Below are 22929 nucleotides of genomic sequence, written 5' to 3' on the forward strand. Positions count from 1 at the left end.
TCGGCTGTTCTCAAGCAACCGGCGACGGCCAACGATCCCGCAGAACGCTGGCCCGCGCAATACCGTAGAAATAGGGGGTTCCCGACTGAAAACCGCATGCCTAGCTTTGCTTGCAGCAGACGGAGGTGAGCGATGGGAACGCGATATGCGATCGGGATTTCGTCGGGAGACATCGGCGGCGCTGTAGCCCTCGCGTTGATCGAAGACGTCCGGGGCAACGGCCTCGGCCTACAAGGATTTCCGCAGATCGTCGTTGGCCAAGTGGCCAAGGATTTTCACATCACCATGAAGTTTGACGAAGCCGCGACGCAGTTCGTCATAACGGCCGACGAAGCGCAGCGGGCTGTCAAAGCCATGAAGGCCGGTAGCGGCTACAGCCAAGAGATTTTGGAACGGGTGCTGGACGCGGCGGCAAATCTCGAAGGCGCTACTCAGCGCTAGGCGTCGCCATGCCAAAGCACGAGAACAAAAAGGCCGGACCATTGCTGATCCGGCCCCGTTGATGACCTTGGCCCGGCAGTCATGTTAGACTAGCCGGGCGTTGGCTCTTCTCCTCCGGGCGATGTGCCGCACCGCGCACCTCCTTCACGGCTCTGGCCGCTGCTTGGAGTTCTGGCGAGGGGTCCGGCCTAGGAACTGGCCCCTCGTCACCGCTGCCGGGGCGTGATGCCCTCGACGGCTGAAATCTCTCTCAAGGCATCTAATGAGTGCAAGGTAACAGTTGCGCTTTGGCGTATAAATTCGCCCAAAATGGGCGATTCAATCGAACTTTTTTTGCGATAATAAACAGATGTAGAGTTTGACGCGTATGGGAACGCTTTAAAGGTCGTCAAAATTTTTCCACCTATTTTCAATTATACGCGCAATTTCCTGATGCCATTTTTTATGGATCATTTTTTAGCACTCCATTTTTAGATGCGGATTTAGGAGCGCCATTTCTGAGGCATGGATTCCTGAAGGTCATTCTGAGCAGCTTGCTCGACGGAGGCCTGCCTACGGGATAGCGTTGAGCCGCTATCTGAGGTGGCGTCATGACCGAAGACGAGTTTAAGGAACTGGTGAACAGCCCCACGTTCAAGAGGCTGCTAGAGGTCCGCGCCGACGTCTTGGAAGGCAGGGCCGACGCCGAGACCGTGGAGGCGTGGCAAGGCTTGCAAGAGAGCATGACGAGCGCCATGGCGGCCGTTGAGAAAGCCCTAGAGGACTACCCCGAGGATGAGCACGAGGAGCTAGTTCGCGAGTGGTCGCGGGCGGCTCTCGACAACGTCGATTGGAGCTTCCTCGACGCCTACCGGCTGCACTGATCGCAGGGCAAAAAGAAAGGCCGGGTTTGTGGCCCGGCCTTCGTCTTAGCTCTTATTGAAGTTCTTAACCGCCTTGGCGACCTTGATAGTCCAATAAGCAAGTTGAGTGACCGTGAGAACGGTCGCTAACGTAATCGACATTCAGTGTTGAATCCGAATTCTCTTTTGCTGCCACCGAGCAAGCTCGGATCGGTTGATGTTGGCGTCTTGTGACGCGCCATAATTGTAGCTGTCTCGTCAGCGGTGGCAAGTCGAGAGGTCGCGGGTTCACGAGTGCGGTGGTCGCTGAGTGCAGGAGGGTTGCTGCGTCGGAATGCTGACGTTCTTCATGACCACACACAGGCGGCCGTCCTCGGCGTCGAGCAAGACCCACCCGTCAGTAAGTTCCTGATGGACGCTCCAGCGATTGGGATAGATGCGCTGCTCTTGGGTTTGGCCGTCTCTAATCGAGCCACTGATTAGCTCGGCCGATCCGAGCACGGCGCCAGCGGCCAAGAGTGCGAAAACGTATTGGTCTAAGCGGCTCATCGTCATCCATCACGCAAAAGCTAGACCGTAGAGGCCTCGCCTCATGCTTGCAAACCTTACGCGGTTGCCTTTTTCGCGCGGCCTTTAGCCGCCGGAGCCTTGGCCTTGCGAGCGCCCTGACCAAGGCCAAGCGCCTTGGCCATCGCCGAACGGGCTTCGCTGTAGGCCGGGGCCGTGGTCGGGTAGTCGTTCGGCAGGCCCCACTTAACCTTGTATTCCGCGACCGTCAGGCCTTGGGTTGTCAGGTGGCGCTTGAGCGTCTTGTAGGGGCGACCGTCCTCGAACGAGATCAGAGCGTCCGGCGTGATGGACTTACGGATTTGAGCCGGGGTCGGCTTGGTGATTTCGACGCCTTTCCCCTCAACAGTGCCGCCGCTCTCGACGCCAGCGAGGGCGTCATAGGTGGCCTTGATCAGGGCGGGCAGATCGCTGACGGCTGTGGGGTTGTTGGCCACGTAGTTCGAGACGATTTCAGCCGTGAGTTCGGTCAGCTTGGTTTTGTCTTCAGTCATGTGTTGTCCTCGAATCGACGTCGGAGCCAGATCGCCCACAATAAATATGGGCATGTTCGACTTCATCAAAACTTTCCTGAATTACCTCGTCACTACGCGAAACGGCGTCAGCTTCGATCCGATCCGAGTGGGAGGTATTCTCTCGGGAGTCCTCTTCCTAGGTCTGGCTATCTATCACGTCGCCGTTCTTCGGCAGGACTTTGACATGCTTGGGTTTGGCGGTGGTTGGCGGCAACTGGGGTCGTCTGCTTGTAGCGCTACGGCCAGACGCCGTTCGCCCCCTCAAGGACGGCTTCGCCGCCGCCTACGGCGGTGCGCTACGCGCACCCTTGACCGGCCGCTCGTCGCCCGGCTTGGGCTCGGCATGCGGTTTAAGCCGCTTCAGGCGCGAGGCGCCTGCGGCTTAACCGCCAGCCTCAATCTTTGAGGCGAAGGCCCACCCCGCCGCCCTGCGAGGGCTCATCAGCGTCAAGAAACTCCACCCCAGCATCCTCGAACGCCCTGCGAACCGCTTCGACATTAGCGGGGGTGCTGCGACCAGGCCCCAATGGCCCTTCCATGCGACTAATCGTCGGCAGCGATAGCTTCGACGCTTCAGCAAGCTTCGGCTGACTCCAGTCCAGCAAAGCCCGAGCTGCCCGGATTTGCGCGGTCGTCAGCCTCGGTGACAATTTTCGCCTCGCATGATGATTTTCTATTGATTTGAACCGACCAATTTGATAGAAAAATCATAACCACTGAATCAGGACCTACGCCATGGGCCAGCGTCGAAAGGCGGGCGACCAGTTGCGCCTGCCTGCCATCTCGCGCCGCGCGGTGATCGCCGCCAGCGGTGTTCCCGTGGTCGGTTCCGCAAGAGCCGTGGGCGGTCCCAAGCGCGTCAGCATTCCGGCCCGTTGTGCGGCCTGGGTGGCGCTGGACCAGGAAATCGACCGCATCGCCCGGCGCTGGTCGGAGCTGGAGGACCAGGCGGTCCGGCAGTTCGACTATTTCAACCTCAGCCCCGAGCGCCTGCGGGCCTTGCCGATGAGCGCCGAAATGGCCGCCATCGACGCCGAGACCGTCCGCTTAGGCGATATCTCTGAAGAGGCCTTAGGGCCGCTCGGAAAGCTAAAGCCGCGTTCGGCTCAAGACGCCGTCGCCCTGCTCTCGGTCGCCTATCGTCTCCTCGCCTTGCAGGAAGAACCGGCTTGGCCGTTCGTGCGTAGCGCCTGGGAATATCTGTCGCGCTGCCACTGCCCCGACTGCGGCGCCGCTTACGCCGCGCCCGAAACCTTGCCGGCCTTTGTGCGATGAAACGAGGGCGCGGGCGCGGATTGTTGCCGGTCGGTCCTGTCCTTGTTGCCGGTCTGGATCGTCTAAGGGGCATGCTGCGCAGAAATCTGACGCTTTCTACTAGTTTCCCGGAAATTCCCGTGACCCCTCGCGAGGTTTCCGGGCGTTCTTGCGCCTTGCCTGTCGAAGGTCCGCAGGCCGTTGGCCCTGCGTTGACCGATATCGACGCCCCTCGAACGCTTCTGGCTCCCCCTCCCGAGGAGCCGCCCATGGACGAGACTTCGCCCCCCGCCCCAGACGCCAACGTGCCGGCCAACGACGCTCCGCCCTCCCATCCCGAGTTCGACGCCGTGGTCATGACCCTGGCTGAGCTTCTGGGGCGGCAGCTGGCCCGCGAGCATCACTTGGCCCGTCTGGCGGCGGCCAACGCCGATGGCGGGGATGGCGGGGATGGGGGCGAGGACGACGAGACCTGATCTGTTTTGGAGGTAGGACATGACCCGCGTTGCGCTCTACGCCCGCTATTCGGACGACAAGCAGTCGGCCACCTCGATTGAGGATCAATTCCGCATCTGTCGCATGCACGCCGACAAGCAAGGCTGGCGGGTGGTCGAGACCTATTCGGATGCGGCGATCTCCGGTTCGACAGTCATCTTTCGTCCCGGCGTCCAAGCGCTGATCCGCGACGCGCTGGACGGCAAGTTCGACATGGTGCTCGCCGAGGCCCTGGACCGGCTCAGCCGCGATCAGGAGGATATCGCAGCCGCCTTCAAGCGACTGAGGTTCGCGGGCGTGCCGATCGTCACCTTGTCGGAGGGAGAGATCACAGAGCTTCACGTCGGCCTCAAGGGCACGATGAATGCTCTCTTCCTCAAGGATCTCGCGGCCAAGACCCATCGCGGCATTCGCGGACGGGTGGAGGCCGGCAAGGTCGGCTGCGGCAACGCCTACGGTTATCGGGTCGTTCGCACCATCGACGCTTCAGGCAAGGTGACGACCGGCGAGCGGGAGATCGTTCCCGAGGAGGCCGAGATCATCCGGCGCATCTTCCGCGACTACGCCGCCGGCAAGAGCCCGCGCCGCATCGCCATCGAACTCAACGCCGAGGGCGTGGCCTCGCCGTGGGGAGGGCGCTGGAGCGACACCTCTATCCGGGGCAACCGGGCCTTGGGTTCGGGGATCATCAACAACGAGTTCTATGTAGGCGAAATGATCTGGAACCGGCGTCGCCGCCTCAAGAACCCCGACACCGGCCGCAACGCCATGCGGTTCAATCCCGAGAGCGAGTGGGTGCATGTGCAGGCCCCGCACCTGAAGATCGTCAGCGACGCGCTTTGGGCGGCGGCCCGCGAGCGTCAGGCCAGCTTGGTCAACGTGTTTGAGGAGAACATGGCCAAGCACAAGGCGGCCTTGCCGGCCATGCGTCGCCCCAAGACCCTGCTTTCCGGCCTGATCGTCTGCGGCCTTTGCGGGGGCACGGTCGCCAAGCGGTCGAACAACCGCTTTGGCTGCTCCAACAACGCCTTGGGCAACGGCTGCTCCAACGGCCGCACGATCATCCGCGACCGGCTGGAGGAGCGGGTTCTCAAAGGCCTCAAGGAGAGCTTGGTTACGCCCGAGGCCCTTGAGCGGGCCATGCGGACCTATATCGAGGAGAGCAACCGCTTCAACCATCACCGCCGGGCCAATCGCGGAGCCGACCTCCTGCGCCTAGAAAAGGCGCGCAAGGCCATCGACGGCATCGTGAGCGCCATCGAGGACGGTGGTTACACTCGCCCCCTCATGGAGCGCCTGAAGGCGTTGGAGGCCGACGTCGAGGCGCTGGAGGCCAAGCTCGCCGAGCCGATGATCGACGTGCCCGACCTTCACCCCAACATCGCCGAGCTTTACCGCCGCAAGGTCGAGCGGTTGAGCGAAGCGCTTAGCCAGCCCGAGGAGCGCGACGCTGCCGCCCAGGCGATCCGGGCGCTCATTCAGGAGATCATCCTCACCCCCGGCCCCAATCGCGGCGAGATCTTCGCCGAGCTTCGCAGCGGCTTTGAGACGCTGCTCCAGTGGGCTCAGGACGATGGAGGCCAACGGCGCAAGGCCGTTGGCGGATTTCTAGGCGGCCCGCTATCCGTGTCGGGATCTTCTCGGGCGAGAATGACGGGAGGTTAAGAGTGGGACGCTAAAGCCCTCACCCCACCTGCACGCCCGTCATCGAGATCGCCGCGAACACGTCGTCGGCGAAGAACGACACCGACTCGCCCGGCGCTTGCGCGCCCAGCACGTAGAGCAGGGGCAGGTAGTGCTCGGCGCTGTTGATCGACAGCGCCGCGTCCGGACCCAGGCTTTCCCAGTCGATCAGCGGCTGGTGGTCGCCCGCCGCGATCAGGGCCTTGGCGCGCTCGTTGAAGCGCGGCGCCCAGTCGGGGGTCTCGCCGGTGCGGAAGTTCACGGCCCGCAGGTTGTGGACGATGTCGCCGCTGCCGATGATCAGCACGCCCTCGTCGCGCAGGGCCGCCAGCCTGCGGCCGGCCTCGTAGTGCCAGGCGTTGGGCTGGCCGCGGTCGATGCTGAGCTGCACCACCGGCGCGTCGGCGTCGGGATACATCGGCAGCAGCACGCTCCAGGCGCCGTGGTCGAGGCCGCGGGTCGGGTGCTGCACGGTCCGCTGCGGCGCCAGCAGGTCGGCCGCGCGCTGCGCCAGGGCCGGATCGCCCGGCGCCCGGTACTGCACGTCGAACAGCGCTTGGGGGAAGCCGCCGAAATCGTGGATGGTCTCGGGCCGCTCCGAAGCGCTCAGCGCCGTGCCGCCCATGGTCTCCCAGTGGGCGCTGACCATGAGCACGGCCTTGGGGCGCGGCAGGTCGCGGCCCAGCTGCGCCCAGGCGCGGCTCCAGGCGTTGTCCTCGATGGCGTTCATCGGCGAGCCGTGGCCGATGAAGAGGACGGGCATGCGGGTCATGGCGGCGATATCCGAATAGAAACTTGTGCAGTTACAGATGGGCGCTCGCACCTCGGTGGTCAAGCATGGCCCAGCGCGACCTTCCGCCGCTTCCCCCGGCGGCTCGGCTTTGTTAAGGCCTCCCCTCGTGAGCACGTCCCAGTCATCCTCGGAGTCGGCCGCGTCCCCGTCGGGATCCGCCGCCCCGGTCGCGTCACCCGTCGGCCATTCGTCCCGTCCGGCCACCCGTGGCGGCGCCCTGGACCTGCTGCGCCTGCTGGCCGCACTGCTGATCGTGGTCTACCACTTCGGCGCCGAGAGCCCGTTGCGGATCGAGCGGTTCCATCCGGTGTTCGCGCGGGGCTATCTGGCCACCGACTTCTTCCTGATGCTTTCGGGCTATGTGCTTGGCCGCGCCTACGGACCGTCGGCCATCTCCGGCCGCATCACCCACTTCCAGTTCTGGCTGCGCCGCGCCGCCCGCGTCTGGCCGGGCCACCTGATGGTGCTGGCCGCCATGGCCGGCCTCGTCTTCGCCCTGAACCTGGTCGGCACCGACGCCCACAAGCCCTCGCGCTTCGCCTGGGACCAGTTGCCGCTGCAGGCCATGCTGATGCACGCCTGGGGCTTCAACAGCGACGGCTGGAACCTGCCCAGCTGGTCGCTGTCGGCGCTGATCGTCTGCTACGCCCTGTTCCCCTGGTTCTGGCGCGCCGCCAGCGCCACGCGCCGGCCCTGGCTGCCCATCGTGCTGGCCGCCGTGGTCGTGGCGCTGTTCGACATCGCCGCCCGCAGCACCAAAGGCTTCGGTTTCGCCGAGGTCCCGATCGGCCTTTCCGACCTGCCGCTGCGCATAGGCGTGCTGCGCGCCATCCCGCTGTTCCTGCTGGGTCTTTGCCTGGCGCGGGCGGTCGAGCTGTCCTGGCCGACCGAGAAGGCGGCCAAGGTCCTGCTGACGCTGGGCTGCGCTGGCCTGGTCATCCTGCAGATGATCGGCCGCTTCGACCTGCCCAGCCTGACCTGCCTGGCCGCCATCATCCTCGGCGCCGGCCGCCTGCCGGTGAAGCATCCCAAGGCCTGGATCGAGGAGGGCGCCAAGCTCTCGTTCGCCCTGTTCATCACCCACATCCTCGTGGGCGTGATCTACTGGAGCGCCGTTCACAAGCTGATCGACACCGTGCCGATCGGCATCGGCTGGCAATGGCTGATGTGGCTGGCCGGCTTCCCGCTGGCCATCGGCGCGGCCTGGCTGTTCCACACCTATGTCGACCAGCCCGTGCAGGACCGCATCATGCCCTGGGTGCGCGGCCGCGGCTGAAGCGCGGTCGGGCGTCTTGCTCCCCGGTGAGTCGTAGCCTCCTATCCTCTCCACGCAGAGTTTCGTGGGGAAGACGATGTCCGACGCTCCTAGCCGCCGCGCGCTGATGACCGGCGCGGCCGCCGCCACCCTGTTGGCCCCCGGCCTGGCCGCCGCCAAGCCGTCCGCGCGCGAGGCTGACATGGCGGCGATCCGCAAGGCCGCCGAGGCCGGCTACGACGTCTCGGTCAAGCGCATCCAGGACTGGATCGCGCTGCCGTCGATCGCCGCCGAGAACCGCGACATGGACAAGGGCGCCGACTACATGGCGGCCCTGGCCCGCGACGCCGGCTTCACGAGCGTCGAGAAGATCCCGACCGACGGCGCGCCGGGCGTGTTCGGCGTGCTCGACGTCGGCGCCAGGCGCTGGCTGGCGATCTACTTCATGTACGACGTCAAGCAGTACGACCCGGCCGAATGGAGCTCGCCGCCGCTTGAAGCGCGCATCGTCGACAAGCCCGGCTTCGGCAAGGTGATCGTCGGGCGCGGGGCGGTGAACCAGAAGGGGCCGCAGGCCTCGCTGCTGGCCGCGCTGCACGCCATCCGCGCCGCGGGCAAGAAGCCGCCGGTGAACCTCGTCCTGGTCTGCGAGGGCGAGGAGGAGATCGGCAGCCCGCATTTCCGCCAGATCGTCACTCGGCCCCACGTGCTGGCGGCCCTCAAGAAGTGCGAGGGCGTGATCATCCCGGCCGGCTGGCAGAGCCCCAGCAACGGCGGCGTCAGCGTCAACCTGGGCGCCAAGGGCGTCGTCGAGTTCGAACTGGTCGCCAGCGGCGAGAAATGGGGCAGGGGTCCCAAGACCGACATCCATTCCAGCGAGAAGGCCCGCGTCGACAGTCCCGCCTGGCGGCTGGTTCAGGCGCTGACCACCCTGGTCACGCCCGATGGCAACACGCCCGCCGTCGACGGCTATTTCGAGAAGGTCCGGCCGCTGACCGCCCGCGAGAAGGAGCTGATCTCGCTGGCGGCCCAGCGCATGACCGAGGCCGACGCCAAGAAGGCGCTCGGCGTCGACCGCTGGATCGACGACCTGCCGTGGGAGAAGGCGCTGGAGCGCCTGGCCTCGCAGCCGACGATCAACATCGAGGGCCTCGTCTCGGGCTATACCGGTCCCGGCGGCAAGACCGTGCTGCCCGGCCGCGCCGTGGCCAAGATCGACCTGCGCCTGGTGCCGAACATGACCATGGACGACGCGGTGGCCAAGATCCGCGCCCATCTCGACAAGCGCGGCTTCAACGACGTCGAGATCAAGGTCAGCGGCGGCTACGACCCCACCGAGACGCCGGAGGACAGCCGCCTGATCCGCGCCCAGTTGGCCAGCTACAAGCGCCTGGGCGCGCCGGCGACGCTCTATCCGCGCCTGGCCGGCTCGTGGCCGGGCACGGTGTTCACCTCGCCGCCGGTCAGCCTGCCGGCGGGCCAGTTCGGCCTGGGGCACGGCAGCGGCGCCCATGCGCCCAACGAGTACTACGTGATCGAGAGCAGCAATCCGAAGGTGCAGGGCCTGGTCGGCGGCACGATGAGCTATGTCGACCTGATGTACGAGATCGCCGAGGCCAAGTGAGCGGCCTCTCCGGCTAGTCGAGCCTGGCCCTGACCCGGTCGTAGAGCGAGGTCCCGGCCAGCGCCGCTTCGAGGCGCTCGATCGCGGCCAGGGCGTCGGCCGCTTCGTCGTTCAGATCGATGGCCGCCGCGTTCAGGGCGGCCCACAGCGGCGCCAGGCGAGCCGCCAGGTCTCGCCCTTTCGGCGTCAGGCGCAGTCGGCGCAGGCGGGCGTTCTTGGCGTCGATTTCCCAGGCTATCAGGCCGGCCTTGGCCAGGCCGTCGCGGATCTGGCTGATCGAGGCGTGGCTGACGCCGAGCGCCGCCGACAGGTCGCCGACCGACAGCGCGTCCTGGCGGCTAAGCAACTGGACGACGCCGTACCAGCGCTGTTCGAACGCTTCCCCGCTTTCCTGGTAGAGCCGGGCGGCGTCGCGGTCGATCCGCTCGGACAGCCGGCGCAGGCGCGCGCCTATGGCGGCCGCGCCGCTGCCTTTGCTGAAGTCGGAGGGAGGGTCGAGCGGTTCGGTCATTGACTCTCATCGTAACTAGTTACAACGATTCGGCGCAAGCGATTTCGGGGCAGGGGAGGCAGCATGCGCCGTCGGGAGTTCGTGGCTGGGGTCGCCGGAGCGGCGACGTCGTCCGGCGTCGCGCGGGCCCAGGCCGGCGGCGAGGCCGATCGCATGCGGTCGTGGCTGAAGCGCTGGCTGGCGGCCTTCAACGACGCCGACCTCGTCGTCTATCAGGCCTTTGTGACCCGCACGGCTCCAAGCGTCGTTCCCTATCTCGACGACGACCTTTCCGTGCGGGAGATCAGCGGCGGGTTCGACCTGATCGCGGTCGAGACGGCGACGGCGGGCAGCATCACCGCCCTGGTCCGGGACCGGGCCTGGGACCGGCGTTCGCGCCTCACCCTGCAGGCGTCGGGCGACCAGCGCCTTGACGACATCGCCTTCGCCGGCGCGCCGGTCGGCGAGGCGATTCCTCGCTTGAGCGAGGCGATGGCGCTGAAAGCCGCCCGCGAGAAGATCGAGGGCGAGGGGCTGGCCGGCCGTTTCAACGGCGCCGTGCTGGTCGCCCGGGGTGAGCGCGTCCTGCTGCGCGAAGCGCGCGGCCTGGCGGACGAGGCCGCGCGGACGCCCAATCGCCCGGACGTGCGCTTCTGCATCGGCTCGATGGGCAAGATGTTCACCGCCGTCGCCGTCATGCGGATGGTCGAGACGGGGATCGTCACGCTGGACGCGCCGATCCGGGCCTGTCTTCCCGACTATCCCAACGCCGCCATCGCCGATCGCGTCACCGTTCGCCATCTGCTGACCCATACCGGCGGAACCGGCGACATCTTCGGTCCCGGCTATGACGGGCGCGCCGGCGCCGGCGCCAGCGCCGAGCCGGCCGACCTGGTGGCGATGTACGGCGGCCGCGATCCGCTGTTCGAGCCGGGCTCGCGGTGGGGCTACAGCAACTACGGGTTCGTGCTGCTGGGGCGGATCCTGGAGCGTGTCGGCGGCCGGCCCTATGCGGCGCTGGTCAAGGCGGCGGTCTTCGAGCCGGCGGCCATGACGGCGACCTCGTTGAGCGCGGACCATGCCGGGACCACGGCCGCCGCCTATACCGGCGCGCGCGCCACCGGCCTGAAGCCGCTGGGCCCCTATGTCGGCCTGCCGGCTGGCGGGGCCTATTCGACCGTCGACGACCTGCACGCCTTCGTGGTCGCCCTGCGGGCGGGCAAGCTCGTGCGTTCCGAGACGCTACGGGCCATGACCCAGCCGCTGGTGGTCGCCGGAAGCGCGCACTGGGGTCTCGGCTTTCCGATCCGTGAGCGCAACGGCCTGCGCTACTACGGTCATGGCGGCGCCGCGCCCGGGATCAACGGCGACCTGGCGGTCTTCCCGGACTTCACGACGATCACGCTGTGCAACCGCGGCCATCCCGCCGCCGCCTGCCTCGCCGACTTCGTCGGCGCGCGGCTGCCGGCCAAGGCGGAACGAGCCTAGAGCGTAACCCCCGACTTCCAGATGGCGATCTCGCGCTCGCCGTTGCGCTCGGCCTTGGTCTCCTGGCCCGAGGCGGTGGCGACCACCAGGTCGAGCAGCGCGTCCGCCGCCTGGTCCATGGTCTGGCCGTCCAGCACCACGCCGGCGTCGAAGTCGATCCACGACGGCTTGCGGGCGGCCAGGGCGCTGTTGGAGGCGATCTTCAGGGTCGGGGCGGGGAAGCCCAGCGGCGTGCCGCGGCCGGTGGTGAACAGTATGACCGTTGCGCCGGCCGCCGTCAGGGCCGTGGACGATACCGCGTCGTTGCCGGGCGCTTCGAGCAAGGTCAGCCCGTGCGGACCCACCCGCTCGCCATAGCGCAGCACCTCGACCAGCGGCGCGCGGCCGCCCTTCTGCACCGCGCCCAGGGATTTCTCCTCCAGGGTGGTGATGCCGCCGGCGATGTTGCCGGGCGAGGGGTTCTCGTAGATGGGCTGGTGGTTGTCGATGAAGTAGCGTTTGAAGTCGTCGATCACCTCGACGGCCTCGTCGAAAATCTCGCGGCTTGCAGCCCTTTGCAGCAGCACGTTCTCGGCGCCGAACACCTCGGGGATCTCGGTCAGCACCGGGGTGCCGCCGGCCGCGGCCACCTTGTCGGCGATGCGGCCGACCAGCGGATTGGCGGTCACGCCCGAGAAGCCGTCCGAACCGCCGCACTTGAGGCCCACCACCAGCTCGGAGATCGGGGCGGGCTCGCGCTTGTCCTTCTCGGCGATCTCGATGAGCGCCTCGATGGCCTCCAGCCCCTGTTCGTACTCGTCCTCGACGAACTGGGTGGTGAACGAGCGCAGGCGTTCGGGGTCCAGGTCCGGGGCGCTGTCGAGGAGGGCTTTGAGCTGGTTGTTCTCGCAGCCCAGCCCCAGGATCAGCACGCCGCCGGCGTTGGGGTGGGCGGCCAGGCCCGCGATCAGCTGGCGGGTGTGGGAAAGATCGTCGCCCAGCTGCGAGCAGCCGAACGGATGGGGGAAGGCGAAGACGCCGTCGACGCGGCCGGCGAAGCGGGCGTTGGCCTTCTCGGCGATGCGGCGGGCGGTGTTGGCCACGCAGCCGACGGTGCACAGCACCCAGATCTCGTTGCGCGTGCCGACCCGGCCGTTTTTGCGGCGATAGCCCAGGAAGCTGCGCTCGCCCACGACCTCGGTGTTGTCGGTCCCAGTCGGCGCGTAGGCGTAGCCTTCGACGCCGGAAAGGCGCGTCTCGACATTGTGGACGTGCACGTGGTCGCCGACGGCGATGTCGCTGACGGCCCGGCCGATCGGCCAGCCGTACTTCAGCACGTCGTCGCCCTTGGCGGCCGCGCGCACGGCGATCTTGTGGCCCTTGGGAATGTCGCTCCGCACCAGGATCTGCTGGCCGTGCAGGTCGACGGTCTCGCCCGCCGCCAGGGGGCGCAGGGCGGTGGCGACGTGGTCGCGCGGATCGACGCCGTGGATCGATTCGCCGGGAAAGGTGGCCGTTTCGCTCATCTGGGGTCTTTGTCTTTGCGACTTTTTGTGTTGCCATCCGGTCCTAAGGGAGTGGAAACCGGTGTCAAGAGCTTCGCCAGCGCGCTTTTAGCCGCAGATTGGCTACGCTTTCGACGCTGGAGTATGACAAAAGAAAAGAACGCCCGCCGCATGGAAACGCCGTGACCTCGTCAAAGACGCCCAACAAGTCCGCCGACGAGTCGGATGTGAACGCCGCGCTGGAAAGCGGTCGACGCCGCGCCACCATCAACGACATCGCCCGCCTGGCGGGGGTCTCCAAGAAGACCGTCTCGCGCGTGATCAACCAGTCGCCGTTCGTCCGCGAAGAGACGCGGGTGCGGATCGAGACGGTGATCGCCGAGTGGGGCTACGCCCCCGATCCCCAGGCCCGGGGCCTGGCCTTCCGCCGCTCGTTCCTGATCGGCATGATCTACGACAACCCCAACCCGCAGTACGTCGTGAACATGCAGCTGGGCCTCCTGGACGGCATGCGCGGTTCGGGTTTCGAGCTGGTGGTCCATCCGTGCGACCGCTCCAGCCCCACCTTCCTGCAGGACGTGCGGATGTTCATCGAGCGGCAGAAGCTGTTCGGCGTGATCCTGCCGCCGTCGGTGTCCGAGGACGAGCGCGTCGCCGACCTGCTGCGCGACATCGGCTGCGAGTACATCCGCATCGCCTCGGTGCCGCTCGACGAGGAAGAGCACATGATCGTCGGTCACGACCGGCTGGGCGCCCAGGCCATGGGCGAGCACCTGGTGGGTCTGGGCCACGAGCGCATCGGCTTCATCACCGGCCTGCCCAGCTTCCGGTCGTCGCACGAGCGGCGAGGGGGCTTCGAGGACGCGCTGACAAAAGCCGGTGTGAAGCTCCATCCCGACTACGTGGTGCAGGGCGCCTATACCTTCGAATCGGGCCTGGCCTGCGGCGAGGCGCTGCTGGCTAAGACCCCGCGTCCGACCGCCATCTTCGCCGGCAACGACGAAATGGCCGCCGGCGTGCTGCAGGCCGCTCGCCGCGCCGGCCTGACGGTGCCCGAGGACCTGACCGTGGTCGGCTTCGACGACTTCCAGATCGCCCAGGCCGTCTGGCCGCCGCTGACCACGATCCACATCCCGACGCGGGAAGTGGGCCGCATGGCGGCCGAGAAGCTGATCGCCCGCGATGGCTACGAGCCGGGCGATCCGGCCAAGACCATCCCCTATCTCGTGGTGCGCGAGTCTTCCTCGTCACCGAAGAAAGTGTAGGGTGCGCCGCGCGCCCTGCACCTTGCACCGAACTTTGACACCGGTTACCAAGCGCCACGAAGCGGCCAGCTAGCAGCCGCCGGCGAAGGGACGAGGAGACACGCCATGGCCCGGCCCCTGATTTTGCACGACGATCGCCTGTTCCCGGCCGATCCCACCGTCCGCGGCATCGCCCGTGAGCTCTATTCGACGGTCGCGGCCCTGCCAATCATCAGCCCGCACGGCCACACCGACCCGGCCTGGTTCGCCACCAACGAGCCGTTCCGCGACGCCACCGACCTGCTGCTGGCGCCCGACCACTACGTCTTCCGCATGCTCTACAGCCAGGGCGTGGCGCTGGACGACCTGAAGGTGCCGCGCAAGTCCGGCGTGCCGGCCACCGATCCGCGCGCGGCTTGGAAGCTGTTCGCCCAGAACTTCCATCTCTTCCGCGGCACGCCGTCGTGGATCTGGCTGAACCACGTGTTCAGCAAGGTGTTCGGCTTCACCGAGTTCCTGGGCGAGGACAACGCCGACGCCTATTTCGACGGCATCAACGAGGCCCTGGCCACCGACGCCTTCCGTCCGCGCGCCCTGTTCGACCGCTTCAACATCGAGACCCTGGCCACCACCGAGGGGCCGCACGATCCGCTGAAGCACCACAAGGCCATCCGCGAGAGCGGCTGGGGCGGCCACGTCATCACCGCCTATCGTCCCGACGCGGTCATCGACTTCGAGGACGAGCGCAGCCCGCGCGCCTTCGAGCGCTTCGCCGAGATCTCGGGCCAGGACGTCTACAGCTGGAAGGGCTATCTCGAAGCCCACCGCCTGCGTCGCCAGGCCTTTATCGAGGCCGGCGCCACCTCGTCCGACCACGGCCACCCGACCGCCGCCACCGCCGACCTGTCGGAAGCCGAGACCGAAGCCCTGTTCGCCGACCTAGTGAAGGGCAACGTCACGCCGGAGAAGGCCGAGCTGTTCCGCGCCCAGATGCTGACCGAGATGGCCAAGATGAGCCTCGAGGACGGCCTAGTGATGCAGATCCACCCCGGCTCGCACCGCAACCACAATGTCGGCCTGCTGGAATCGCACGGCCGCGACAAGGGCGCCGACATTCCGATGCGCACGGAATATGTCGATGCGCTGAAGCCGCTGCTGACGCGCCTCGGCAACGACAAGCGCCTGTCGGTGATCCTGTTCACCCTGGACGAGACGACCTACAGCCGCGAGCTGGCCCCGCTGGCCGGCCACTATCCGGTGCTGAAGCTTGGCCCCTCCTGGTGGTTCCACGACAGCCCGGAAGGCATGATGCGCTTCCGCGAGCAGGTCACCGAGACCGCCGGCTTCTACAACACCGTCGGCTTCAACGACGACACCCGCGCCTTCCTGTCGATTCCCGCTCGCCACGATGTCGCCCGTCGCGTCGACAGCGCCTTCCTGGCGCGCATGGTGAGCGAGCACCGCATGGATTTGGTGGAAGCTCAGGAGCTCATCGTAGACCTGACGTACAATCTGCCTAAGAAGGCCTACAAGCTCGATCAGCCGCGGCCGCTACCGGCCCCGGCGCTCGCTGCCGAATAAGAACACCACTTCCGGAGTAAACTCGATGTTCGCCAAGACCTACCACGCCACCCATCCGGACATGATGTTCGCCGTCAGCAACGACGACCTGCGCGACCGCTACCTGATGCAGGACCTCTTCGTCGAAGGCGAGATCGTCCTGAACTACAACCACGCCGAACGCTTCGTCGTCGGCGGCGTCGTCGCCAGCGCCGCCGTGAAGCTGCCCGACCAGACCGAGCCCGCCTCGGCCGCCGGCCACCCCTTCCTGGAGCGCCGCGAACTGGGCGTGATCAACGTCGGCGAGACCACCGGCAAGATCACCGTCGACGGCGTCGTCTACGACATCGTTCCGCGTGACGGCCTGTACGTCACCATGGGCGCCAAGGACGTGACCTTCGAAGGCACGGGCGGCGAAGCCGCTCGCTTCTACCTGGTCAGCTTGCCGGCCCACGCTTCGTTCGAAACCAAGAAGCTGGCCTTCGCCGACGCCATCCCGCTGGAGCGCGGCGCTCTCGAGACCAGCAACGAGCGCACCATCTACCAGTACATCGTGCCGACCACCTGCAAGTCGGCTCAGCTGCTGCTGGGCATGACCGTCCTGAAGCCGGGCAGCGTCTGGAACACCATGCCGCCCCACCTGCACGATCGTCGTTCGGAAGCCTACTTCTACTTCGGCCTGGGCGAGAACGACCGCGTGTTCCACTACATGGGCGAGCCGGACGAGATGCGTCACATCGTGATCGCCAACGAAGAGGCCGTCATGAGCCCGCCGTGGTCGATCCACATGGGTTCGGGCACCGCCAACTACACCTTCATCTGGGCGATGGGCGGCGAGAACCTCGACTACACCGACATGAACGTGCTGGACATCTGCCAGCTGAAGTAGGCGTAACACGCCGCCCGCGTTCCTTCGGCCGTCATCCCGGCCGAAGCGCAGCGTAGAGCCGGGATCCAGGGGCAGCCGCAGTGCGCCGGCCCCTGGGTCCCGGATCGGCCTTAGGCCGTCCGGGATGATGACACTTTGGGATTCAGGAAACTAAGCACCATGGCCAATCCGTTCAGCCTCGAAGGCAAGGTCGCGCTCGTCACCGGCGCCAACACCGGCATCGGGCAGGGGATCGCCATCGCGCTCGCTCAGGCCGGCGCCGACATCGCCGCCGCGGGCCGCAGCGAACCGACCGAGACGAAGGCCGCCGTCGAGGCGCTGGGCCGCAAGTTCGTGTCGATCAAGGCCGACTTCTCGACCACCGAGCCTGTCCAGCGCGTGATCGACGAAACCGTCGCCGCCCTCGGCAAGGTCGACATCCTCGTCAACAATGCCGGCATCATCCGCCGCGCCGACTCGATCGAATTCTCGGAAGCCGACTGGGATGCGGTGATCGACACCAACCTCAAGGTCGTCTTCTTCCTGACCCAGGCCTTCGCCAAGCAGGCCCTGGCGCAAGGGACCGGCGCCAAGGTGATCAACATCGCCAGCCTGCTGTCCTTCCAGGGCGGCATCCGCGTGCCGTCGTACACGGCCGCCAAATCGGGCCTGGCCGGCCTGACCAAGATCCTGGCCAACGAGTGGGCGACCAAGGGCATCAACGTCAACGCCATCGCGCCGGGCTATTTCGACACCAACAACACCGAGGCCCTGCGCGCCGACGCCGACCGCAACGCCTCGATCCTGGCCCGCATCCCGGCCGGTCGCTGGGGGCGCCCGGAAGACCTGGGCGGCGCCGCGGTGTTCCTGGCCTCGTCGGCCGCCGACTACGTTCAGGGCGTGACCCTGCCGGTCGACGGCGGCTGGCTGGCCCGCTAAGGCCGTCGGCCCCCGGGCCGTCACCAAGCCGCATGATCCCCGCGAAGGCGACTTCGCGGGGATTTTCGTTTCAGGAAGCAGGGCTATCCGTTCAGCTCACGCATAAAAAGCGCGCCGCCGAACGATGGTAGCGCAACCATTGAGCCGCCCGGCTTCCCCCGGGCGAAGAAGGGCTGTAGAGCCCGCACAGCGTTCGACCGGGCCGGGCTGAACGCGAGAACCGTTAGATCTGTTCTTACAGTCCCGACGATCCGCCGTTCTCCCTGACGGCGGTGATGGAGCATGCGCATGCGCGACTCGGCCCTCTCCCTCGGCGCCAGCCGTCCCACCAGCCGCGACGTGCGGCAGAACGCCAACCTGCTGGGCGACCTCCTCATCGAGGCCATCGCCTATCTGGAAGGGGAGGACGCCGCCGGCCTGGTCAGCAAAGCCCGCAAGGCCGCCGCGCACGAGACCGAGGCGGGCGAGGCCCCGGGTCTGGACCACCTGTTCGAAGGCCTCTCCAACGACCAGGCCGTGTTCCTGGCGCGGGCTTTCGCCAGCCACTCGCTGCTGGCCAACATCGGCGAGGACGTCGCCGGCCGCCGCCGCCACGCCGAGGCCGACGCCCGTCCCGGCGACGAGCGCGCCCGCACCCTGGTCGACGCCGTCGCGGCCCTGAAGGCCTCGGGCAAGACCGACGCGGAACTGGCCAAGATCTTCGCCGCCATGAACGTGGTGCCGGTGCTGACCGCCCACCCGACCGAAGTGCGCCGTCGCAGCATGGTCGACCGCGAGACCGAGATCTCGCGCCTGATGACCCTGCGCCGCCACCACCTGCCGGCCGACCTGGAAGCCGACATCCGCGAGCGCCTGTTCCGCGAGATCGCCCTGATGTGGCGCACGCGCCTCTATCGGCCCGAGCGGATCACCGTGAAGGACGAGATCCGCAACGCCCTGTCGATCGTCCGCACCTCGATCCTGCCGGCCATGGTCGACCTCTACGAGGAATGGTCGGGCAAGATCGGCAGCCACGGCCACATCGCGCCGCTCCTGAAGATGGGCTCGTGGCTGGGCGGCGACCGCGACGGCCACCCCGGCGTCAACGGCGACACCCTGAAGCTGGCCCTCTCGTCGCAATCGCGGGTGATCCTCGACTGGTACGCCGGCGAGGTGCGCAAGCTGTGGTCGAACCTCGCCGTCTCGACCGCCTACACCCCGGTGTCGGACGAACTGCTGGCCCTGGCCTCCCAGGCCAAGGACCCGTCGGTGCATCGCCTCGATGAGCCTTACCGCCTAGCCCTGGAGCTGATCTTCGACCGCCTCACCGCCGTGTCGCAGAAGCTGACCGGCCAGTGGGTGGCCTACGCCACCAGCCGCACGGACGTGGAGCCCTACGCCCACCCCGACGCCTTCGTCGCCGACCTGCAGATCATCATCGAGTCGCTGGAAGCCAACGGCGGCGAGCGCCTGGTCGGTTCGGCCCTTCGCACCCTGGTCGCCGTCGCCAGGGCCTGCGGCTTCCACCTGATGAGCCTGGACCTGCGCCAGAACGCCGACGTCCATGAACGCACCATCCACGAGCTCTATCAGCGCTCGGGCTCTGGCGTGCGCTATCTCGATCTCGACGAGGAGGCCCGCTCCAAGCTGCTGATCGAGGAGCTGTCGCACCAGCGGCCCCTGGTCTCGCCGTTCACTGCCTATGGCGAGGAGACGGCCAAGGAACTGGCCACGATGGAAGCCGCCGCCCAGGCCGTGCGCGACTACGGCCACGCCTGCATCGGCGCCTACATCATCTCCAAGTCGGCCACCCTGTCGGACATCCTCGAGCCGCTGGTCCTGCTCAAGCAGGTCGGCCTGGTCTGGGGCGGCGCCGCGCCGCGCTCGTCGCTGAAGATCGCCCCGCTGTTCGAGACCATCGAGGACCTGGAGAACGGCCCGCGCGTGCTGCGCCAGTGGCTGGAACTGCCGATCAGCCGCACCATCCTGGGCGACCGGCCGGTGCAGGAGATCATGCTCGGCTACTCCGACAGCAACAAGGACGGCGGCTATGTCGCCTCGCGTCGGGGCGTGGCGCGCGGGGCCTCGGCCCTGGCGTTCGAGGCTGACCGCATGGGCGTGGGCATCCAGCTGTTCCACGGTCGCGGCGGCAGCGTCGGGCGCGGCGGTGGTCCCGCCGCCGAGGCCGTGCTGGCCCAGCCGGCCGGCACCGTCCAGGGGCGCATCCGCATGACCGAGCAGGGCGAGATGATCGCCCGCCGCTTTGGCGACCAACCCACGGCCCGCCGCAACCTCGACGGCCTGGCCGCCGCCGTGGTCCAGTCCAGCCAGCGTGACGTCAATCGCCCCGATCCCAAGGTCGAGACCGCGATGACCGCCCTGGCCCAGGCCTCGTTCGAGGGCTACCGCGCGCTGGTCTACGACGATCCGGCCTTCGAGGACTTCTTCTGGTCGGCCACCCCGATCGGCGAGATCGTCGGCCTCAACATCGGCAGCCGCCCCGCCTCGCGCACCGCCAGCCGCAAGATCGAGGACCTGCGGGCCATCCCGTGGGTGTTCTCGTGGTCGCAGGCCCGCTTCATGCTGCCGGGCTGGTACGGTTTCGCCTCGGGCGTCGAGCGCGCGACCCTGTCGACGGGCCAGTTGCAGGACCTGGCCGGCGACTTCGACTTCTTCGCCTCGCTGCTGTCGAACATGGAGCTGGCCCTGGCCCAGAGCCACATGGGCATCGCCGCCCGCTACGTGGCCCTGTCGCCCGACCAGGCCAACGCCCAGCGCATCTTCGAGACCATCAAGCGCGAGCATGACAAGGCCACCGAGATCGCCCTGGCGATCCGCGGCGGCGCCAGCCTGCTCGACAACCAGCCGGAGCTGGCCGAGTCGGTGGCCCTGGCCGGCCACTCGGTCGATCCGCTGAACCACCTGCAACTGGAGCTGCTGGCCCGCCGTCGCGGCGGCGAGCAGGCCGAGGACGTGCGCCTGGCCATCCAGCTCACCGTGGCCGGCATCGCCGCGGGCCTGCGCAACACCGGCTGAGCCGGGAAGGGCGCGGCGCGCGGGATAAATCCGCGCGCCCGTCAAAAACGCCGACGGTCCCCGAGCGACGTTTTCTACAGGCTTGCTCAAATGCAGAAACTGCGCTTATCTGTCTATGACACCGGTGACAAAGCGAGCCGAGCTCTTTTTGCTACCGGTGTCATGACGTTTTGGGTCGGCTCCCCCGGCCCGGCGTCCTGCGGCTCTTTGAGTTCGCTCCTGCGCAAACTTTTCCAGGGCGTCGAGCTTTAGCTCGACGCCCTTCATTTTACCTTGGGGTGCGCGCCGGGCCTTGGCTCGGCGCCCTTTATTTCGCCGGGAGCAGGGGGCTCGCGGAAAGTGACGCGGCGGCAGCCACGCGCTGTGGCGCAAGTCGCGCGCGCGGGCTAAGGGATCGCCCGAACAGATCTTCCACGCGCGGCGCGCCACGGCGGCGCCTCGCGCAAGAACGGCCCTTTCCGGGAGGAGTACGAGAATGCTGAAGAACCGTATGGCGGTGCTGCAGGCCCTTGAGACCCAAGGCGTGGTGCCGGTGTTCTACCACCCGGACGTCGAGATCTGTAAGAACGTCATCCAGGCCTGCGCCGACGGCGGCGCGCCCTGCATCGAGTTCACCAACCGCGGCGATTTCGCCGCCAACGTCTTCTACGAAGTGACCAAGCACTTCGCCTCGGCCGATCCGCGCGTGATCATGGGCGTCGGCTCGATCGTCGACGCGCCGACCGCCGGTCTCTACATCGCCAACGGCGCCAAGTTCATGGTCAGCCCGATCGTCAACGCCGACGTGGCCAAGCTCTGCAACCGCCGCATGATCCCCTACAGCCCCGGCTGCGGCTCGGCGACCGAGATCTCCTACGCCCAGGAACTGGGCTGCGAGATCGTCAAGGTGTTCCCCGGCTCGTCGGTCGGCGGCCCGGACTTCATCAAGGCCGTGATGGGCCCGATGCCCTGGACCAAGATCATGCCGACGGGCGGCGTCGATCCGGACGAGGCCTCGATCAAGAAGTGGTTCGGCGCGGGCATCGTCGCCGCCGGCATGGGCTCCAAGCTGATCACCCAGGAAGCCCTCGACGCCAAGGACTACGCCGGCATCTCCAAGAAGGTGCGCGAGACGGTCGACCTGATCGCCAAGGTGCGCGGCAAGGCCTGATGAGCGACCCGATCCTTAAGCTTCGCCCGGCGTCGGAGACCCGCTGGGACTGCGCGGCCCTCGGCGAGGTGATGCTGAGGCTCGATCCCGGCGACGGGCGGGTGCGCAACGCCCGCCAGTTCCAGGTCTGGGAAGGCGGCGGCGAGTACAATTTCGCCCGCGGCATGAGCAAGTGCTGGGGCAAGCGCGCCACCGTCGCCACGGCCCTGCCCGACAGCGATCTGGGCTGGCTGGTCCAGGACCTGATCGGCCAGGGCGGCGTGGACATGTCCCACGTGGTCTGGCGCGAGTTCGACGGCCTGGGCCGCAACACCCGGGTCGGCCTGAACTTCACCGAGCGCGGCTTCGGCGTGCGTCCGGCCCTGGGGGTTTCGGACCGCGCCAACTCGGCCGCCTCGCAGCTGCGACCCGGCGAGATCGACTGGGAGCGACTGTTCGGCGAGGAAGGCGTGCGCTGGTTCCACACCGGCGGCGTGTTCACCGCCCTGGCGTCCAACACCGCCGAAGTGGTGCTGGAGGCCCTCGAGGTCGCCAAGAAGCACGGCGTCATCGTCAGCTTCGACCAGAACTACCGCGCCTCGCTGTGGAAGGACCGCGGCGGTCTCGACGCCGCCCAGGCCCTGAACCGCAAGATCGCCGCCATGACCGACGTGATGATCGGCAACGATCATGACTTCGTGGTGTGCCTGGGGATGGAGATCGATGGCCTGGTGAAGGGTCTCGAACCCACGAACCCGGCCAACTTCAAGACCCTGGCTCCGCAGGCGGTGAAGGCCTTCCCGAACCTGAAGGTCCTGGCCACCACCCTGCGGGCCGTGCGCTCGGCCAGCGTCAACGACTTCGGCGCCGTCCTGTGGGCCGACGGGGCGTTCTATGAAGCCCCGATGCGTGACGGCCTGGCCATCTACGACCGCATCGGCGGCGGCGACGGCTTCGCCTCGGGCCTCGCCTACGCGCTGATGGAGAACCTGGGTCCTCAGGCCGCCGTCGACTACGGCGCGGCCCACGCGGCCCTGGCCATGACCACCCCCGGCGACACCTCGATGGTGCGCCTGAAGGAGGTCGAGGCCTTGGTGAAGGGCGCCGGGGCGCGGGTTATCAGGTAAACCCTCTCCCGGAGGGGAGAGGGAGGGGCCCGCGCAAAGCGTGGGAGGGTGAGGGGTGACGGCGTCGACCGTCGTGCCGGCACGCCGTCTCCGGTCCCTAACCCCTCATCCGACGG

The 22929-nt window shown here is 67.3% G+C and carries 19 protein-coding genes and 1 pseudogene; 16 read left to right on the forward strand and 4 right to left on the reverse strand.

Translation table 11 applies throughout. From position 1 onward, the window contains the following. The first annotated feature begins 132 nt into the window (after positions 1-132). Complete coding sequence (locus tag V6S85_RS15500; protein WP_334349473.1) at positions 133-441, forward strand: hypothetical protein; 309 nt, start codon at positions 133-135, stop codon at positions 439-441. Between the two features lie 590 nt (positions 442-1031). After that, complete coding sequence (locus V6S85_RS15505) at positions 1032-1304, forward strand: hypothetical protein (protein WP_334349474.1); 273 nt, start codon at positions 1032-1034, stop codon at positions 1302-1304. Positions 1305-1888: 584 nt separating this feature from the next. On the opposite strand, the gene V6S85_RS15510 is transcribed toward V6S85_RS15505, so the two are convergent. Further along, complete coding sequence (locus V6S85_RS15510; RefSeq protein WP_334349511.1) at positions 1889-2344, reverse strand: MucR family transcriptional regulator; 456 nt, start codon at positions 2342-2344, stop codon at positions 1889-1891. 756 nt (positions 2345-3100) lie between these two features. On the opposite strand from V6S85_RS15510, the gene V6S85_RS15515 reads away from it, so the two are divergent. The 3 genes from V6S85_RS15515 (at position 3101) to V6S85_RS15525 (ending at position 5779) form a co-directional block, all read left to right on the forward strand. Then, a complete protein-coding gene (locus V6S85_RS15515) occupies positions 3101-3640 on the forward strand; it encodes a hypothetical protein (RefSeq protein WP_334349475.1) in 540 nt (179 codons plus the stop codon). Between the two features lie 248 nt (positions 3641-3888). After that, positions 3889-4095 carry a hypothetical protein gene (locus V6S85_RS15520; protein WP_334349476.1) on the forward strand — a complete coding sequence of 69 codons (207 nt, stop codon included), beginning with the start codon at positions 3889-3891 and terminating at the stop codon, positions 4093-4095. Between the two features lie 19 nt (positions 4096-4114). Further along, positions 4115-5779, forward strand: coding sequence for a recombinase family protein (locus V6S85_RS15525; protein WP_334349477.1), 1665 nt, complete (start codon positions 4115-4117; stop codon positions 5777-5779). Positions 5780-5798: 19 nt separating this feature from the next. Here the strand turns inward: V6S85_RS15525 and ygiD are convergent, their stop codons facing one another. Next, complete coding sequence (gene ygiD, locus V6S85_RS15530) at positions 5799-6569, reverse strand: 4,5-DOPA dioxygenase extradiol (RefSeq protein WP_334349478.1); 771 nt, start codon at positions 6567-6569, stop codon at positions 5799-5801. Between the two features lie 127 nt (positions 6570-6696). Between ygiD and V6S85_RS15535 the strand changes: the two genes are divergently transcribed. Together V6S85_RS15535 and V6S85_RS15540 are read left to right on the forward strand one after the other, a co-directional pair. Further along, positions 6697-7866 (forward strand): acyltransferase family protein, encoded by a 1170-nt coding sequence (locus V6S85_RS15535; protein WP_243410482.1) that lies wholly within the window; start codon positions 6697-6699, stop codon positions 7864-7866. A gap of 76 nt (positions 7867-7942) precedes the next feature. After that, on the forward strand, positions 7943-9469 hold the full coding sequence (locus V6S85_RS15540) for a M20/M25/M40 family metallo-hydrolase (protein ID WP_334349479.1): 1527 nt from the start codon (positions 7943-7945) through the stop codon (positions 9467-9469). Between the two features lie 13 nt (positions 9470-9482). Here the strand turns inward: V6S85_RS15540 and V6S85_RS15545 are convergent, their stop codons facing one another. Continuing rightward, positions 9483-9980 carry a MarR family winged helix-turn-helix transcriptional regulator gene (locus tag V6S85_RS15545; RefSeq protein ID WP_334349480.1) on the reverse strand — a complete coding sequence of 166 codons (498 nt, stop codon included), beginning with the start codon at positions 9978-9980 and terminating at the stop codon, positions 9483-9485. Between the two features lie 63 nt (positions 9981-10043). Here V6S85_RS15545 and V6S85_RS15550 point away from each other — a divergent pair, with 63 nt between their 5' ends. Continuing rightward, entirely contained in the window at positions 10044-11447 is a 1404-nt protein-coding gene (locus V6S85_RS15550) for a serine hydrolase domain-containing protein (protein ID WP_334349481.1), read from the forward strand. Here the strand turns inward: V6S85_RS15550 and V6S85_RS15555 are convergent. After that, on the reverse strand, positions 11444-12952 hold the full coding sequence (locus V6S85_RS15555) for a UxaA family hydrolase (protein WP_334349482.1): 1509 nt from the start codon (positions 12950-12952) through the stop codon (positions 11444-11446). The genes V6S85_RS15550 and V6S85_RS15555 overlap by 4 nt on opposite strands. Positions 12953-13113: 161 nt before the next feature. On the opposite strand from V6S85_RS15555, the gene V6S85_RS15560 reads away from it, so the two are divergent. The 8 genes and pseudogenes from V6S85_RS15560 (at position 13114) to V6S85_RS15595 (ending at position 22813) form a co-directional block, all read left to right on the forward strand. After that, positions 13114-14196 (forward strand): LacI family DNA-binding transcriptional regulator, encoded by a 1083-nt coding sequence (locus V6S85_RS15560; protein WP_116565323.1) that lies wholly within the window; start codon positions 13114-13116, stop codon positions 14194-14196. A 105-nt stretch (positions 14197-14301) separates the two neighbouring features. Next, on the forward strand, positions 14302-15756 hold the full coding sequence (gene uxaC / locus V6S85_RS15565) for a glucuronate isomerase (RefSeq protein WP_116565325.1): 1455 nt from the start codon (positions 14302-14304) through the stop codon (positions 15754-15756). Between the two features lie 25 nt (positions 15757-15781). After that, a complete protein-coding gene (kduI, locus tag V6S85_RS15570; protein WP_116565327.1) occupies positions 15782-16624 on the forward strand; it encodes a 5-dehydro-4-deoxy-D-glucuronate isomerase in 843 nt (280 codons plus the stop codon). 32 nt (positions 16625-16656) lie between these two features. Then, positions 16657-16753, forward strand: a pseudogene (locus tag V6S85_RS15575) (hypothetical protein); the annotation flags it as partial. Positions 16754-16783: 30 nt separating this feature from the next. After that, positions 16784-17542: a 2-dehydro-3-deoxy-D-gluconate 5-dehydrogenase KduD gene (kduD, locus tag V6S85_RS15580; protein ID WP_058348670.1), complete on the forward strand. Its 759-nt coding sequence runs from the start codon at positions 16784-16786 to the stop codon at positions 17540-17542. A 288-nt stretch (positions 17543-17830) separates the two neighbouring features. Next, the gene (gene ppc / locus V6S85_RS15585) at positions 17831-20557 is read left to right on the forward strand and encodes a phosphoenolpyruvate carboxylase (RefSeq protein WP_334349483.1); all 2727 of its coding nucleotides are present in this window, start codon (positions 17831-17833) and stop codon (positions 20555-20557) included. A gap of 475 nt (positions 20558-21032) precedes the next feature. After that, positions 21033-21707: a bifunctional 4-hydroxy-2-oxoglutarate aldolase/2-dehydro-3-deoxy-phosphogluconate aldolase gene (locus V6S85_RS15590; protein WP_058348668.1), complete on the forward strand. Its 675-nt coding sequence runs from the start codon at positions 21033-21035 to the stop codon at positions 21705-21707. After that, a complete protein-coding gene (locus V6S85_RS15595) occupies positions 21707-22813 on the forward strand; it encodes a sugar kinase (protein WP_334349484.1) in 1107 nt (368 codons plus the stop codon). Before V6S85_RS15590 ends, V6S85_RS15595 begins: the two co-directional genes overlap by 1 nt. Positions 22814-22929: the final 116 nt, after the last annotated feature.

Source organism: Caulobacter sp. CCNWLW153 (assembly GCF_036889365.1).
In the GTDB taxonomy this organism is placed as follows: domain Bacteria; phylum Pseudomonadota; class Alphaproteobacteria; order Caulobacterales; family Caulobacteraceae; genus Caulobacter; species Caulobacter radicis.